Origin of the sequence: Streptomyces sp. 5K101 (genome assembly GCF_046506645.1) — a bacterium.
Taxonomy (GTDB): domain Bacteria; phylum Actinomycetota; class Actinomycetes; order Streptomycetales; family Streptomycetaceae; genus Streptomyces.
Genome location: NZ_JBKFFO010000014.1, coordinates 1 through 14324, shown reverse-complemented (window position 1 = coordinate 14324; position 14324 = coordinate 1). Strand labels below are relative to the sequence as shown.

Annotated in this window: 15 protein-coding genes; 5 read left to right on the top strand and 10 right to left on the bottom strand. The window is 71.1% G+C overall.

Annotated elements, in window-relative coordinates; genetic code table 11:
* Positions 1 to 459 precede the first annotated feature (459 nt).
* Positions 460 to 1116 (bottom strand): leucine efflux protein LeuE, encoded by a 657-nt coding sequence (leuE, locus tag ACLB9X_RS25015; RefSeq protein ID WP_410362638.1) that lies wholly within the window; start codon positions 1114 to 1116, stop codon positions 460 to 462.
* A gap of 92 nt (positions 1117 to 1208) precedes the next feature.
* The gene (locus ACLB9X_RS25010; RefSeq protein ID WP_410362637.1) at positions 1209 to 2789 is read right to left on the bottom strand and encodes a methylmalonyl-CoA mutase; all 1581 of its coding nucleotides are present in this window, start codon (positions 2787 to 2789) and stop codon (positions 1209 to 1211) included.
* Between the two features lie 280 nt (positions 2790 to 3069).
* Here ACLB9X_RS25010 and ACLB9X_RS25005 point away from each other — a divergent pair, with 280 nt between their 5' ends.
* Entirely contained in the window at positions 3070 to 3915 is an 846-nt protein-coding gene (locus ACLB9X_RS25005) for a L,D-transpeptidase family protein (protein ID WP_410362636.1), read from the top strand.
* Positions 3916 to 4143: 228 nt separating this feature from the next.
* Here ACLB9X_RS25005 and ACLB9X_RS25000 read toward each other — a convergent pair whose 3' ends face one another.
* Both ACLB9X_RS25000 and ACLB9X_RS24995 read right to left on the bottom strand, forming a co-directional pair.
* Positions 4144 to 5202, bottom strand: coding sequence for a hypothetical protein (locus ACLB9X_RS25000; protein ID WP_410362635.1), 1059 nt, complete (start codon positions 5200 to 5202; stop codon positions 4144 to 4146).
* On the bottom strand, positions 5202 to 5930 hold the full coding sequence (locus tag ACLB9X_RS24995; RefSeq protein WP_410362634.1) for an RNA polymerase sigma factor: 729 nt from the start codon (positions 5928 to 5930) through the stop codon (positions 5202 to 5204). Before ACLB9X_RS24995 ends, ACLB9X_RS25000 begins: the two co-directional genes overlap by 1 nt.
* A gap of 449 nt (positions 5931 to 6379) precedes the next feature.
* On the opposite strand from ACLB9X_RS24995, the gene ACLB9X_RS24990 reads away from it, so the two are divergent.
* Positions 6380 to 7105 (top strand): SMI1/KNR4 family protein, encoded by a 726-nt coding sequence (locus ACLB9X_RS24990; RefSeq protein WP_410362633.1) that lies wholly within the window; start codon positions 6380 to 6382, stop codon positions 7103 to 7105.
* Between the two features lie 54 nt (positions 7106 to 7159).
* Here the strand turns inward: ACLB9X_RS24990 and ACLB9X_RS24985 are convergent, their stop codons facing one another.
* The gene (locus ACLB9X_RS24985; protein ID WP_410362632.1) at positions 7160 to 8098 is read right to left on the bottom strand and encodes a L,D-transpeptidase family protein; all 939 of its coding nucleotides are present in this window, start codon (positions 8096 to 8098) and stop codon (positions 7160 to 7162) included.
* A gap of 357 nt (positions 8099 to 8455) precedes the next feature.
* Here ACLB9X_RS24985 and ACLB9X_RS24980 point away from each other — a divergent pair, with 357 nt between their 5' ends.
* The gene (locus ACLB9X_RS24980; protein WP_410362631.1) at positions 8456 to 9607 is read left to right on the top strand and encodes a haloacid dehalogenase-like hydrolase; all 1152 of its coding nucleotides are present in this window, start codon (positions 8456 to 8458) and stop codon (positions 9605 to 9607) included.
* Positions 9608 to 9728: 121 nt separating this feature from the next.
* On the opposite strand, the gene ACLB9X_RS24975 is transcribed toward ACLB9X_RS24980, so the two are convergent.
* The 5 genes from ACLB9X_RS24975 to ACLB9X_RS24955 form a co-directional block, all read right to left on the bottom strand.
* Positions 9729 to 9953 carry a hypothetical protein gene (locus tag ACLB9X_RS24975; RefSeq protein WP_410362630.1) on the bottom strand — a complete coding sequence of 75 codons (225 nt, stop codon included), beginning with the start codon at positions 9951 to 9953 and terminating at the stop codon, positions 9729 to 9731.
* A gap of 103 nt (positions 9954 to 10056) precedes the next feature.
* Positions 10057 to 10950 (bottom strand): hypothetical protein, encoded by an 894-nt coding sequence (locus ACLB9X_RS24970; protein WP_410362629.1) that lies wholly within the window; start codon positions 10948 to 10950, stop codon positions 10057 to 10059.
* Position 10951: 1 nt separating this feature from the next.
* On the bottom strand, positions 10952 to 11827 hold the full coding sequence (locus ACLB9X_RS24965; RefSeq protein ID WP_410362628.1) for a hypothetical protein: 876 nt from the start codon (positions 11825 to 11827) through the stop codon (positions 10952 to 10954).
* Positions 11828 to 11982: 155 nt separating this feature from the next.
* Positions 11983 to 12474: an ATP-binding protein gene (locus tag ACLB9X_RS24960; protein ID WP_410362627.1), complete on the bottom strand. Its 492-nt coding sequence runs from the start codon at positions 12472 to 12474 to the stop codon at positions 11983 to 11985.
* Positions 12459 to 12677 carry a hypothetical protein gene (locus ACLB9X_RS24955; RefSeq protein ID WP_410362626.1) on the bottom strand — a complete coding sequence of 73 codons (219 nt, stop codon included), beginning with the start codon at positions 12675 to 12677 and terminating at the stop codon, positions 12459 to 12461. The genes ACLB9X_RS24960 and ACLB9X_RS24955 overlap by 16 nt, the downstream gene beginning before the upstream one ends.
* Before the next feature lie 164 nt (positions 12678 to 12841).
* Here ACLB9X_RS24955 and ACLB9X_RS24950 point away from each other — a divergent pair, with 164 nt between their 5' ends.
* Together ACLB9X_RS24950 and ACLB9X_RS24945 are read left to right on the top strand one after the other, a co-directional pair.
* Positions 12842 to 13696, top strand: coding sequence for a helix-turn-helix domain-containing protein (locus ACLB9X_RS24950; protein ID WP_410362625.1), 855 nt, complete (start codon positions 12842 to 12844; stop codon positions 13694 to 13696).
* The gene (locus ACLB9X_RS24945) at positions 13677 to 13973 is read left to right on the top strand and encodes a DUF397 domain-containing protein (RefSeq protein ID WP_410362624.1); all 297 of its coding nucleotides are present in this window, start codon (positions 13677 to 13679) and stop codon (positions 13971 to 13973) included. The genes ACLB9X_RS24950 and ACLB9X_RS24945 overlap by 20 nt, the downstream gene beginning before the upstream one ends.
* Positions 13974 to 14324 lie beyond the last annotated feature (351 nt).

Here is a 14324-nt window from a genome sequence, read left to right as displayed (position 1 = left end):
TGGCCCCCCGTACGGGGGTAAGGCCCGGATACAGCCCTCCGGGTGGGGCCGCGGGCGCTGCCCGCGGCCCCGGACCCGTCACCCCACGCCCTGCGGGCGTGGGGTGACGCCAGCGCCTCAATCCCCACCGACGGCCTGGCGGCCGTGGGAGGCAGCCCCGCGACAGGGGCAAGCCCCGGATACCGCCCTCCGGGCGATGTTCGGGGACGCTGCCCCCGGACCCGCCCTCTACGCCCTGCGGGCGTGGGGTGCCCCCGCAGCGCCTCAATCTCCCCCGCCGGTCTGGCAGCCGTGGGAGGCGCCACCAGCAGGGCCGCATTGCAGCCCGTCTGGGGTCCCCCGGGGCGAAGCCCAGGAGGAGATTGAGGTCACCGCGCGGAGCGCGGGCACCGGGGCCTGGGGCCGAGCCCGAGTTTCGGGAAGGGGCGGGATGGGGAAAGGCCTACCCCGCAGAAGCGATCACGCGCTGCTGAGCGACAGCTTCACCGCGAAGCCCAGGAACAGCGCGCCCGCCGCCGACGTCGCGCCGGCCGAGAGCCGCCTGCGGCGGCGGAAGGCGGTGGCCAGCCGGCTGCCGCCGAAGATCAGGGTCGTCAGGTACAGGAAGCTGCTCAGCTGGAGGAGCGTGCCGAGGACCAGGAAGGACACGGCCGGGTACGCGTACGACGGGTCGACGAACTGCACGAAGAAGGAGATCAGGAAGAGGATCGCCTTCGGGTTGAACAGGCTGATGATCAGCGCGCGGCGGTACGGGTTCTCCGACGGGCCGGTCGCCGGCGCCGCGTCCTCGCCGTCCACGGACAGCTCGCCGCGGGCACGCCACATGCGCCACGCCGCGCGCAGCATGCCGATCGCCATCCACGTCAGATAGCCCGCGCCCGCGTACTTGACGATCATGAAGAGCAGGGGCGTGGTCTGCAGCAGCGAGGCCGCGCCGAGGGCGGCGAGCGTCATGAGGATCGTGTCGCCGGTGAAGACACCGGCCGCGGCCTTGTATCCGGTCCGGGTGCCCTTGCGGGCGGCGACGGACAGCACGTACAGCGAGTTCGGCCCCGGCAGAAGGATGATGAGGACGAGCCCGGCGAGATAGGTCGGCAGATCGGTGACACCCAGCATGAGGCGGAGTGTCGCACGTGGGTGCGACACTCCGCCTCTGTGTTTCGTATGCCGGAAGATCCGGAAACGGGAGGTCAGAAGGAAACGGAAGCTCAGAACACGTCCGACGGGACGTACGTGCCCCACACCTCCCGCAGCGCGTTGCACACCTCGCCCACCGTGGCGCGCGCCCTGAGCGCCTCCTTCATCGGGTAGAGCACGTTCTCCGTGCCCTCGGCGGCCTTCTTCAGCGCGGCGAGCGCCTCGTCGACCGCGCTCTGGTCGCGCTCGGCGCGCAGCCTGGCGAGCCGCTCGGCCTGCTGGGCCTCGATCGCCGGGTCGACGCGCAGCGGCTCGTACGGCTCCTCGGCGTCCAGCGTGAAGCGGTTGACGCCGACGACGACGCGCTCGCCCGAGTCGGTCTCCTGCGCGATGCGGTAGGCGCTGCGCTCGATCTCGTTCTTCTGGAAGCCGCGCTCGATGGCGTTGACCGCGCCGCCCAGGTCCTCGACGCGCTGCATGAGGGCGAGTGCCGCCGCTTCGACGTCGTCCGTCATCTTCTCGACCACGTAAGAGCCGGCGAACGGGTCGACGGTGGCGGTCACGTCCGTCTCGTACGCGAGGACCTGCTGGGTGCGCAGCGCGAGGCGGGCGCTCTTGTCGGTCGGCAGGGCGATGGCCTCGTCGAAGGAGTTGGTGTGGAGCGACTGCGTACCGCCCATGACCGCCGCGAGGCCCTGCACCGCGACGCGGACCAGGTTGACCTCCGGCTGCTGGGCGGTGAGCTGCACCCCGGCCGTCTGCGTGTGGAAGCGCAGCATCAGCGACTTGGGGTTCTTCGCGCCGAACTCCTCCTTCATCACCCGCGCCCAGATGCGGCGCGCCGCCCGGAACTTGGCGACCTCCTCGAGGATCGTCGTCCGCGCGACGAAGAAGAACGACAGGCGGGGCGCGAAGTCGTCGACGTCCATGCCCGCGGCGACGGCGGTACGGACGTACTCGATGCCGTCGGCGAGGGTGAACGCGATCTCCTGCGCGGGCGAGGCACCGGCCTCGGCCATGTGGTAGCCGGAGATCGAGATGGTGTTCCACTTCGGGATCTCGGCCTTGCAGTACTTGAAGATGTCGGCGATCAGCCGCAGCGAGGGCTTCGGCGGGAAGATGTACGTGCCGCGGGCGATGTACTCCTTGAGCACGTCGTTCTGGATCGTGCCGGTCAGCTTGTCCGCGGGGACGCCCTGCTCCTCGCCCACCAGTTGGTACAGCAGCAGGAGCAGCGCGGCGGGGGCGTTGATCGTCATCGACGTGGAGACCTTGTCCAGCGGAATCCCGCCGAACAGCACGCGCATGTCGTCGATCGAGTCGATCGCGACGCCGACCTTGCCGACCTCGCCGTGCGCGACGGGGGCGTCGGAGTCGTGGCCCATCTGGGTCGGCAGGTCGAAGGCGACGGACAGGCCCATCGTGCCGTGGGCGATGAGCTCCTTGTAGCGGGCGTTGGACTCGACGGCCGTGCCGAAGCCCGCGTACTGGCGCATCGTCCAGGGCCGGCCGGTGTACATCGTCGGGTAGACGCCGCGCGTGAAGGGGTACGCACCGGGCTCGCCCAGTTTCTCGGCCGGGTCCCAGCCCGCCAGGTCCGCCGGCCCGTAGACCGGCTCGATGGGCAGTCCCGACTCGGACTCGCGCGCCATGTGACTGTGCCTCCCGCTAGAACGTCCGGAGCCGCCGGGAACGTCCGGAGCTGCCGGCCCTTCGCTGCTACTGGCTGGTAACCACTCTCGCGACGGACTGTAGCGGTGAGCCTGTGACGCGTGGAGTGCCCCGCGCTGGGACCTTCCTCACAGCCCGCTGTGTCGTCCTCGTCCCCCAACTGTTACCCCCATGATGCGCGGGATCGCGCAACCGGGCGGGAAGCGGATCTGTCTCACCAGGCGCAAGGACGAAGAGGGCGATCACGCCAGGGGGGCGATCATGCTCAAGAAGAACGTTGCGGTCAGAGTGCTGGCCGCGGCGGCCGCGATGGCCGTTGCCGCGGTGACGGCCGGCTGCACGGCCCAGGCCGCGACCAAGAAGCCGCAGGCCACCGCCACGCCGAGCGCGGCACCCGCGTCCGCCGCACCGTCGGCGTCGCCGGAGCCGTCCACGACGCCCTCGGCGTCGCACAGCTCCTCCGCTCCCGCGCCCAAGGTCCTCATGGCCGCGGGCGCCAAGGGCGAGCAGGTGCGCGAACTGCAGGCCAGGCTGGCGCAGATCGGCTGGTTCGACGACAAGCCCACCGGGTCGTACGGACCGCTCACCACCACGGCCGTCAAGGGCTTCCAGGGCAAGCGCGGCCTGCCCGCCACCGGCAGCACGGACGAGGTGACCTGGCGGAAGCTGCTCGGCATGACGACGAAGCCGACCCGCGACGAGCTGGACGGCAAGGAGGTCGAGAAGCCGAAGGCGAAGCTGGACCCGCGCTGCATGACGGGCCGCGTGCTGTGCATCAGCAAGACCACCCGCACGCTGTCCTGGATGATCGACGGCAAGGTCCTGTCGACGATGGACGTCCGCTTCGGTTCGCAGTACACGCCGACCCGCGAGGGCACGTTCAACGTGGGCTGGAAGTCCCGGGACCACGTCTCGACGATCTACCACACGCCCATGCCGTACGCGATGTTCTTCAGCGGCGGCCAGGCGGTCCACTACTCGTCCGACTTCGCGGCCCGCGGCTACAACGGCGCCTCGCACGGCTGCGTCAACGTCCGGGACAAGGGAAAGATCGCCGCGCTGTTCGACCAGGTACGCACGGGCGACAAGGTCGTCATCTACTGGTGAGCGACGTCGCGCGAGCGAGGGCTGGGACTGGGGCCGGGGATCCGGCCGGAGAAGAGAGGGCGCGGGCGGGACCGGGGGAACGTGTCCCGCCCGCGCCGTGTGCGCTGAGCCGTGGGTACGGGGGGAACCCCGGCTCTTCGCGCGGCCGATGACCAGTCGGCTCACTTCATACTGCGCCACCGGCCGGAAAAACGTCACACCACCTGTGCGCGGGAGGAAAACCGCAGGTCAGAAGTGGTTCGCGGCCAGGCTCACCGGGCTGTCCCCGGTCGTGGAGGCAGTCGGGACCGCGGTGGCCGGGTCCTGCGGGACGAAGGAGACGGACGGGACCTCGACGGGAGCGGTGCTGCCGGAGCCGGTGCCGCCGGGGCCGGTGCCACCGGTCTCCTCACCGCCCGTGCCTCGGTCGCTCTCGCCCTCGCCCTCGCCGTCCCCGTCACCGGAGCCGCCGCCCTTCTCGTCGCCGTCGCCCTGGCCGTCACCCTCGCCGCCGGCGGGCTTCTCGGGGCCGAGCAGGCGTTCGCAGTACCGCTTCACGCCGTTGGCGCCGTTCGCCAGCTCCTCCAGGCGCTCCTTGCCCTCGGGGGTGAGGGTGTCGTTGCGGTAGTCCTTGCACGCCTCGACGGACTCGCGGCGCAGCTCGGCCTCCCGGTCCTGGGCGCCCTTGTCCGGTGTGACCCGCCCGCTGCCTGCCGGGCCGCCGGAGACCGCCGGGTCGCCGGTGCCCGAGGACGGGCCGCCGGGGTCGCCGCTGAGCGTCGGTGGCGCCGGGGGCGTGGTGACGTGGGGAGGCGAGGACGCGCCCGCGGTCGTGCCGGGCGGGTCCGACGCCAGGGGGCCGGGCGTCTCGGCGGCGGAGACGGAGGAGGCGGGCAGCGGACGCTCGTCACCGCCGAAGGGAGTGGGCAGCACGCCCGTACCGGCCGCGACCGCCACGCCGCCGAGCGCGAAGGCGGCCACCGCGGCGGCGAGCCCGACGCGCACCGGGCGGCCGAAGCGCAGCCCGGAGACCGGTACGGCGGGCCGGGTCACCTGTACCGCACCGAGGAAGTCACCCGCGGGTGCCGCCGCATCGGCCCTGGCCTTGCGGAACGCGGCCATGGCGGCCGCCTCGCCGGGCAGCTCTCCGTCGTCGTGGCGATATCCGGGATCTGCGGCGCCATCCAGGACCTCGAAGAGCCGTGCGGCCTGCATACGGGCGTGTTCGTCGTGGGCCTCGACAGGTTCACCGCGCAACAGCCGCTCCGCCGCTTCCCTGTCAAGCCACTCGTACCGCTCGTCGGCCATCACATGTCCTTCTGCGTCCGCGCGCGGGATTGCGTCACACCGGCCGGCGTGGTCGCGTCAGGGCGGCGACCGCGCTGCGGGGGCACTCCGTCGAGATCCGGAACGGCTCCTTCCTCGGCGGTACCGCCCGGACGACCGTCGACCACCTGCGGTTTCGCCCCGGGATCGCCGAAGTGACCACCCTCGTGAAGCAGTTCGGCGAGCCGCTTCAGCCCGCGGTGCGCTGCGGTGCGTACGGCGCCGGGGCGCTTGCCGAGCGTCTGCGCGGCGCTCTTCGCGTCGAGCCCGACGACGACCCGCAGGACGACGGCCTCGGCCTGGTCCTGCGGCAGCTGGGCGATCAGCGCCATGGTGCTGCTGGTGGTGATCGACTCCATCGCCTCGGCGACGGTGTCGGAATCGGCGGGCTTGCCCGTCAGCTCGGTCTCGTCGCCGCCGACGGCGGGCCGGCGGCCGCGCATCCGTATGTGGTCGAGCGCGCGGTTGCGGGCGATGCGGGCGGCCCAGCCCCGGAACCGGTCGGCGTCGCCGGTGAAGCGGTCGAGATCCCGTGCGATCTGCAGCCACGCCTCGGACGCGACGTCCTCGGCGTCCGTCTCACCGACGAGCGTGCGCACATAGCCGATCAGCCGCGGGTGCACGGTGCGGTACACAGTCCGGAAGGCGCCTTCGTCCCCGTCCTGAGCCGCGAGCACAGCGGCGGTCAACTCCGCGTCGTCCCCCAGCACTACCTCAACCTGTCTGAATCGCAGCTGGTCACCACTGCCGCGCCACCCTGCGCGAACCAGCACGCTACGTCGTCGTCCGGGTGCACGTCCATGCCTAGTACAAGCAGCAACAACCTAACAATGCAGCGCGGTGTGACAGAAAACGCACGCACGGCGCTGAGAGTAGTGCGGGGTACCACTGCGACCCCGTCCGAAGCGACGACCGGGGCCTCTCCTGTGGGGGGTGGCGGCCCCGGTCGTCCTTCATTCCGCCCCTGCCCGGGCCGTTCAGGGCGATGAGCACGGCTCTCGATCCGTAATCGATTCGATACGCAAGTCGGCGCCCGACACGCCGCGCGCCCACGTGTTCCTCACGCACCGGCCACCTGACGGCCACCGCGCCCGGACCGGGCGAGCGCCGGGCGATCCGCCGATCCGGGCCTGTCCGCCCCCGCCGATAGGGTCGTGGCATGACACAGGAGTTCGACCTCGTCCGGTCGCTGGCGGCGGCCGTCGAAGACCGCCGGGCCGCCTGGGAGTTCGTCGCGGGCTTCGCCGCCGACTGGACCGACCGGCCGCTCGGCGCCGGCGACGGGTGGTCCGATGCCGAGCTCGCCGCCGCCGAGGAGCGCCTCGGGCTGCGGCTGCCCGCCGCGCTGCGCGAGGCGTACGCCCTGCTCGGCCGGCGTGAGGACCTCACCGGCAACCACGACACCCTGCGCGCCCCGGACGAACTCGACGTCGACGAGACGGGCGAGGCGCTCGTCTTCCGCGACGAGAACCAGGGCGCCGCGCGCTGGGGCGTCCTGCTCAGGGACCTGGACCAGGACGACCCGCCGGTGCGCATGCGCCCCGACCTGGCCGACAAGAGCAGGGAGAAGTGGGAGGACTGGCTGGACCGCACCTCGCTCGCGTTCGTCGAGATCGTCCTCTCGGAGTCGCTGCACGCGCCCGACGGCCTCGTGGACTTCCTGGACGCTCTGGCGGAGGAGGACCTGGAGGAGCTCGAACAGCACGGTGCGCGGCTGCCGTTCCCGCCGTACCCCAAGGGGGAGGAGCCGGGCATCCGCTGGTTCCTGCGCGACGACGTGCTGCTGCGCGCCGACGCCGGGGCGTGGCTCATGGCCCGGGGCCGTACGGAGGAAGCGCTGGACGCGGTCCGGGAGGCGATCCCGGGCGACTGGCTGAACGGCTAGCGGCGGGGCGGCACCTGAGCGGGGCGCGGCTCGCGGGCCGCGCCCCGGCATGCGTCAGCCGATCGCGATCCGCGGGTTCGCCGACGGCTTGACCCACCCCATGAACTGATCCATCGTCGCACGCGGCACCGACACGCAGCCGGCCGTCGCGCCCTTGCCGTTGACGTGCAGGAAGATGCCCGCGCCGCGGCCCGGGACGGCCGGCCAGCGGTTGAAGTTGACGACCAGCGCCTTGGCGTACTGCGTCGGGTAGTTGATCAGGTGCTCGCTGCCGCGCTCACCGGACTCGGTGAGCGGGAAGTCCGCGCCCTCGGCCGTGTGCATCTGGTTGTAGTACTTCGACTCGGGGTCCTGCACCCACCAGTGACTGTCGTTCACCTTCGTGTACGGCATCGCGGTGCCGCTCGACTCGACGCCGAAACCCTCGGTGATCGTGTAGGTCCCGGTGGGCGTGGTGTACGTGCTCTGCCTGCGCGTGGCGCCGTCGGTCACGCCGTTCGACCCGACCCGGCCCGCGCTCGTGGAGAACTGCGCCTTCCAGCCCGCCGATTTCTTCTGCCACGCGGTGACCGTGGCGTACGAGCCGCTGGCCTTGACCGTGATGACCTGGGTCGCGTTGCCGACGTTCACGGGCACGGGGAAGTCCGGCGCGGAGGGCACGGCCGTCTGCTCGCCGGATCCGCTGCCCTTGGCGCCCTCGGCCGTGGCCTTGGGGGCCGCGCTGCCGGACGCCTTGCCGGAGGCGGACGCGGAGGCCGAGGGCGACGCCGAGGCGGACGGCGACGCGGACGCGGAGGCCGAGGCGGACGGGCTCGCCGACGCGGTCGCGTCCCCCGCCTCGTGCTCCCCGTGGCTCGCACCGGGCGCGACGGAGGCCGCGGAACCGGCCGGTTCCTCCTGCCCTCCGCAGGCCGACACGAGAGTCATCGAGCTGATGACGGCCAGCACGGACGCGTACCTACGGGACGCAGACGTACGGGAAGAGCGCAGCACGAAGGGAATCCTCGGTTCGTCGGAACGGCGCGGCGGAGCAAGGCCACGCGGCAAGGCGGCCCGGTTATACCGGGCCCAGGGGCCGGATGGCCAGGCGACGGACATTACGGACGCGGATGGCCGCGGTGCTGCCAGTCACACGCAGTACGTCGCCGGACCACGGGCTTCCGTCCCGACCACCACGCGCGCTCTACGGCCGGGCCACGGCGGACGGCCCGCCGTGATCAATGCGTCCTCGTACCGAACATCCCTCTTTCCGCGAGTGTTGCACTATTGGCAACGCGTTTCCTGCACCGCTACGCTGAGCGATCTTTGCGTCGCCCAGGACAGTCCGCGCGGAACGGAGGAACGGGCAATATGCCGAAGGTTTCTGACAGGCGGCTGCGCCGCGTGATGACCAAGGTTCGACCGACACGGGTCGCGGCGGTGATCGCGCTGGTCGGAGCGTTGATCGTCGGCACCACCACGCTGTGGCCCCGCGGTGAGGCCACGGCTGCGGAGACGGGCGGGCATGCCTCGGTCCAGCTGAAACACTGGCCCCGCCCCATCGCCGCCGAGTTGGGCAAGCTCATCGACAAGAACGCCAACCGGGGCCGGTACGCGGTCTTCGACGCCGACAACACCACGTACCACCACGACCTGGAGGAGTCGCTGCTGCCCTTCCTGGAGATGAAGGGCGTGCTGACACGCGCGACGATGGACCCGTCCTTGAAGATCATCCCCTTCAAGGACACGGCGGATCACCAAGAGAGCCTGTACAGCTACTACCTCCGGCTGTGCGAGATCGACGACCAGGTGTGCTACCCCTGGGTCGCCCAGATCTTCTCCGGCTTCACGCTGAAGGAACTCAAGGGCCACGTCGATGACCTGATGGCGTACGGCAAGCCGATCCCGGCGGAGTACGACCACGACGGCAGGCCGACCCCGACCGAGGTCGAGCCGCCGGAGCTGCGCACCGGCATGCAGGAGCTCTACAAGGCCCTGCGGGACAACGGCATCGAGGTGTACGTCGTCAGCGCAGCGAGCGAGGAGCTCGTGCGGATGGTCCTGGCCGACCCGAAGTACGGATACGGCGTCAAGCCGGAGAACGTCATCGGCGTCACGATGCAGCTTCAGAACCGCGAGACCGACGAAGTCACCACCGCCCGCAAGCAGATCGCCGCGGGCGACTACGACCGGGCCGAGCTCGCCGACTGGGAGCTGACCCCGCGCCTGTGGGCTCCGCTGACCTGGTACAACGGCAAGCCCGCCGCGATCAACGAGTACATTGACGAATGGCGCAAGCCCATTCTCGTTGCGGGCGACACTCCGGTGAGCGACGGCCCGATGCTGTTCCACTCCCTGGATGTGGAGAACGGCGGCGCGCGGGTCTGGGTCAACCGCAAGGACAAGTACCTGAAGCAGATCGAGAAGATGCAGCAGGAAGGCGCCGAGGCGCAGCGCGCGGCCGGCCTGAAGGTGACCGCCGACAAGCGCTGGTTCGTCGTCACCCCGGAGCAGGTCGCCTGACGCCCGGGCGCATCGAAGGCACGCCGTTCAGGGCTGATGGCGCGCCGCTGAGGACGATGGCGCCGGTCAGGCGACCGTGCGGCGGCGGGGCCCAGCGACAGGCTTGGCCCCACCGATGCGCTCAGGCCACCCCGCGGGGAAGCTCGATCTCCCCTTCGTGGGTGCCCTCGCCCTCCTGGCGCACCTCCTGCCCAGACGCGATCTGCCCGCCGTTGCGCGGGACGAGGAAGCCGAACTCGAAGCGGTGGGTCTTGGGATGGACGACGACCGTCGGCCGGGCGTAAGGCGCAAGGCCCGGTACCGCGGCAAGGATCGCACCGACGGACGGCCCGATCGCGTGCAGCATGGCCCGATCCTAGGGCGCCGCCTTCTCCATGACGCTCGGCTGTCGGCGCGGGCGGACGGTTCGCGGGCGACGCAAGCCCCGCCGGCCCACCCGAGCGGGGCCCTCACCGTCGGCCGGCAGCAACCGGTCCCGGGGCCCCGGCCGACGCGGGCAGGACGACGGCCGTCGTGAGCAGGCCGTCGTCGTCTCGTGCGGTCAGCACGCCGAAGCCCGCGTCGGGGAAGACCAGTTCCGCTTCCCGGTCGACCACCCGCAGCCCCGCTTCCGCAGCCTGCGCCCGTACGTCCCGTCGCGGACGCCCCAGCAGCGTCACGCCGTCGTGGTCGACGGACGTACGCCCCGTGAAGGCGATCCGTACGACGGTCTCGTCCGCGTCGTACGAGACGACCACGCCGCAGAAGAACGTGTCCTGAAAGGCAGCGCCGAACTCCGGTACGGAGCCGATGCCGCCGCCCAGCAGCCGCCGCACCGCGTCGCGGCCCGCGCCGAGCCGGACCGGGCCGATGCCCTTGTGCGGGACCACCGCCCGTTCTCCCCCGCCCGCCGGGCCGTCAGGGCCCTCGAAGAACTCGAAGGCGTCCTGTGTCGTGGGCACGCCACGGAACCGCACGCTCTCGAACCCGTCCGCGGCCTGCGCCGTCCCGCCCAGCGTGACGCCGAGGGCGGGCAGCGACCACCCGATGCTCCCCGCCTCCTCCTCGGCCACCACCTCGTGCCCGGCGTCGCGGAGTTCCTCGACGACATCCTCCTCGGGCCGCCCGAGCAGCCCCACCCCGTGCAGGGTGGCAGGGCCGGGAGAGGCGATCTCGATCGCGTGCAGCAGATCGGCGTCGTCGTACTCGAAGAACACGAAGGACTCGTCGGCGTACAGGTCCGTCAGCGGCGCGTCGGCCCCCCGCCGGAACGCGGAGTCGGGTGCGCCGCGCACCGCCCGCACCAAGGCGCGTGACTGCCCGAAGGCCGCGCCGGACACTCCGGTGAGCGGAACGATCTCCACGTCAGCGCACGCCCGCCGGGAGCTCGATCTTCCCCTCGTACGGGCCCTGGTTCGTCTCGGTGACCTGCTGCTCGAAGGCGATGTCCTGGCCGTTGTACGGAATCAGGAAGCCGAAGTCGAGGCGGTGGCTCTTGATCCGGTACGTCTTCGCGTCCAGGACCAGCACCTCCTCCAGGCCGGAGAGCGTCAACTGCCCGTCCTCCACCGGGACGCCCGCCGTGCGGAGCTGGGCAGCCGTGGGGTCGAACTCGCGCTTCGCCTTCTTCGCCCACGCCCGGCCCTGGACGGCGCTCAGCTTCTGCTTGCCGCTCACGACGCGGAGTTCGACCGTGCCGTCCTTCGTCTCGGTCACCTTCACGTCGCCGCCGGCGGCCTGCGCGTAGATCCGGAACTCCTGGACGACCGCGATCGGGTCCTCGGCCTTGTTCCGCATCTCGGGGTCGGCCGCGGAGACGGCCTTCCAGGCGGCCCCGCCCTCCTTCAGATAGCCCGCGTCCCCGATGACGTAGAGCTCCTCGGTCTTCTTCTTGCCCTTGCTGCTGGTGCTGACGCCCTGCGAGTGCAGCGTCGCCGTCCCCATGCCGCGCTGAACGGTGCCCTCGTAGGTCGCGGCGTTCTTCTGCCCCTGGAGCGTCAGCCCCTCCTCGCCCGCCACGGAGAAGGCCCAGGCGAACTCCTCCTCCATCGCCTTCCCGGCGAGGTCGAGGAAGTCCTCCGGAGACTCGGGCGCCTCGGACGGCTCGGGCGCGGGGGACGACGTCGCCACCGTCTCCGGGCCCTCCGCCCCGGCCGGCTCCTCCGCCTCCCTGCCACACGCGGCCAGCGCGAGCGCGAGCGGGAGGACGAGCAGGGCGGTGCGTCTGGGGTGAGCGCGCATGGACCTTTTTCCTTACGTCACGGCGGGCCGGGCGCGCGGACTGTACAGCAGTGCCCGGTCCGCGATCACCCCGACGGACATTCCCGACAACCCGGCGCACCGGCAGGCCGTTGCGGTCTTACGCGTCCGCCAGGGGGACCACCCAACGGACCCGTTCAGAGTGACGGCCGGCGTCCCTGCACGAACACGCCGACTGGCCCCTGCTCCCCGTTCCGCTTGCCGGCGGCCACCGCCCGCACGTCGGCTACCGCACCGTCGAGAACGACCGGGGCACCGACTGCCTCGTGCGACGGCCGGCGCGCAAGCTCGCACCACACGGTCTTGCTGCCGGGGCCCTGCGCCACCCCCCACCGCAGGGTCAGCGCGTCGAGCAGCGCGAGGCCCCGGCCCGACTCGTCGTCATCGGCGGCCTTGCAGAGGACCGGCCGGACCCGGGGGTCGGGGTCGGTGACCTCCAGGCGCGTACGGCCGCCGTCGCAGGACACCTGGACGGTGACGGGGACGCCCTCACCGAGGTGGCGGATCACGTTGGTGACGAGTTCGCTCGCGCAGAGCTGGAGGTCGGCGCCGTACTCCCGGAGCGCGCGGCGCACGCCGGACACGGCGGCCGGGGTGGCGAGCAGCTCCAGCGTCAGGAGTGATCGCATGACGCAACTCCCTTGTGCAGGGCGGCGGTCAGGGCACGCGCGGTGAGGACGTTGCAGTTGCCCAGCGCGATCAGCGGCCGGTTCGGGTAGCGGGCGGCGAAGGTCGGGAGGTCGACGCCGAGGGACGGGAGCGTGATGCCGTGGGCGGCGAGCGCGGCCCGCAGCTCCTCGACGGAGTCCTGGGCGTCGGGCTGGTCGTGCATGGGTTCACACCTTCCAGTGCGCTGTGTGACGAACTGCTCACAGCCTGCCGCCGGTCCGCGTACCGTGAAAGAGGTTCGGGCTCCCGGCCCTGAACTGCACGTATGCGAGGCGGGGTTGGTAATGACCGGGGAACGGGCGGCAACGGCACCAAGGGCGGTGAGCGATGGGGCAGCGCAAGAACATCGACGGATCGGCGAGCGTTCCGACCTTCTACGGCAAGGAGTTGCGGTGGAAACGGGAGGAGGCCGGGCTCACGCTCACCCAGCTGGTCGAGGGCAGCTTCTACGGCCCCAGCCACCTCAGCGAGATCGAACGCGGCGAGCGCCGGATGCCGGCGGAACTGGCCGCGCACGTGGACAAGGTGCTCGGCACGGACGGGTTCTTCCAGCGCCGGTGCGAGGACGTACGGAATGCGAGGCGGCGGGGGCACGCGCGGTACTTCGAGCGGGTGCTGGAGGCGGAGAAGCACGCGGAGACCATCGAGGAGTGGTGCCCGACGCTGATCCCGGGACTGTTGCAGACGGACGCGTACGCGCGGGCGGTGGTGCGGTCGGCGCACCCGCTGGCCCCGGACGAGGAGGTGGAGGAGAAGGTCAGCGCCCGGATGGCACGGGCCCGCCTCTTCGAGGACAACCACAAGAGCCCGGAGTACTGGGCAATCCTGCCCGAATCCCTGCTGTGCCAGCCGATCCTTCCCCCGGAAGAGACGGCCGAACAACTGGAACGCATCGCGGCCCTGGCACGTCGCCGCCGGATCGTTCCCCAGATCCTTCCGTGGAACTGCGGACCGCACCCCCTGATGCTGGGCACAGCCATGGTCATGACCTTCCCCGACGCCCCGCCCCTGATCTACACGGAGGCGCAGTACAGCGGGGACACCATCGACGATCCGGCCCTCGTGAAGCAGTACCGCAAGGCATACGATCGGCTCAGGGCCGCCGCACTGCCGCCGGAGGCGTCCCTCGCCATGATCGAGGAAGCGGCTGAGGATGTTCGAAATGGCAAGCATCAGCATTGACTTGAACACCGCCGTCTGGCGCAAGAGCACTTACAGCAATGGCGACGGCGGCAACTGCGTCGAGGTCGCGGAGGCGTTCCCGGGCACGGCCGCCTGGCGCAAAAGCACGTACAGCAACGGCGACGGCGGCAACTGCGTCGAGGTGTGCGACGCCCACACCGGCGTCGTCCCCGTCCGCGACTCCAAGGTCCCGAGCGGCCCGGTCCTCACCGTCACGGCCTTGGCCTGGTCGTCGTTCGTCAGCGCCTTGAAGGACGAGGCCGTCGGGGCCGCGTAAGCGGAGGGCGGCGGGTCAGCCGATGGGCTGGAAGAAGGGACCCTGGGGAGCGAAGTTTCGCGAGCAGACACCCACGTCCTCGCCCCGCAGATACGCCAGCATCCAGTCGCCGAACGACACGGCGTACTCCAGGAACTCCCCTTCGTCGCTCTCGTAGACGAAGACCGACCACGCTTCGGACGCGTCCTTAGAGCTCGTAACAGGATCATGAGTCGGGCTTGTTAAGGCGTCGCCAGCAGATGAGGCTGCAGGCGAGGGAGACGAAGGCGTCGTGGAGTTCTGTGCGGCGTTCCCAGCGGACGGCGAGCCGTTTGAACTGGTGGAGCAGGGCGAAGGCCTGCTCGACGACGT

What these genes read in the sequence shown, in the direction of transcription:
- leuE (WP_410362638.1), bottom strand. Translation starts at nt 1,116, where the DNA reads ATGCTGGGTGTCACCGATCTGCCGACCTATCTCGCCGGGCTCGTCCTC.
- ACLB9X_RS25010 (WP_410362637.1), bottom strand. Translation starts at nt 2,789, where the DNA reads ATGGCGCGCGAGTCCGAGTCGGGACTGCCCATCGAGCCGGTCTACGGG.
- ACLB9X_RS25005 (WP_410362636.1), top strand. Translation starts at nt 3,070, where the DNA reads ATGCTCAAGAAGAACGTTGCGGTCAGAGTGCTGGCCGCGGCGGCCGCG.
- ACLB9X_RS25000 (WP_410362635.1), bottom strand. Translation starts at nt 5,202, where the DNA reads ATGGCCGACGAGCGGTACGAGTGGCTTGACAGGGAAGCGGCGGAGCGG.
- ACLB9X_RS24990 (WP_410362633.1), top strand. Translation starts at nt 6,380, where the DNA reads ATGACACAGGAGTTCGACCTCGTCCGGTCGCTGGCGGCGGCCGTCGAA.
- ACLB9X_RS24980 (WP_410362631.1), top strand. Translation starts at nt 8,456, where the DNA reads ATGCCGAAGGTTTCTGACAGGCGGCTGCGCCGCGTGATGACCAAGGTT.
- ACLB9X_RS24975 (WP_410362630.1), bottom strand. Translation starts at nt 9,953, where the DNA reads ATGCTGCACGCGATCGGGCCGTCCGTCGGTGCGATCCTTGCCGCGGTA.
- ACLB9X_RS24965 (WP_410362628.1), bottom strand. Translation starts at nt 11,827, where the DNA reads ATGCGCGCTCACCCCAGACGCACCGCCCTGCTCGTCCTCCCGCTCGCG.
- ACLB9X_RS24960 (WP_410362627.1), bottom strand. Translation starts at nt 12,474, where the DNA reads ATGCGATCACTCCTGACGCTGGAGCTGCTCGCCACCCCGGCCGCCGTG.
- ACLB9X_RS24955 (WP_410362626.1), bottom strand. Translation starts at nt 12,677, where the DNA reads ATGCACGACCAGCCCGACGCCCAGGACTCCGTCGAGGAGCTGCGGGCC.
- ACLB9X_RS24950 (WP_410362625.1), top strand. Translation starts at nt 12,842, where the DNA reads ATGGGGCAGCGCAAGAACATCGACGGATCGGCGAGCGTTCCGACCTTC.
- ACLB9X_RS24945 (WP_410362624.1), top strand. Translation starts at nt 13,677, where the DNA reads ATGGCAAGCATCAGCATTGACTTGAACACCGCCGTCTGGCGCAAGAGC.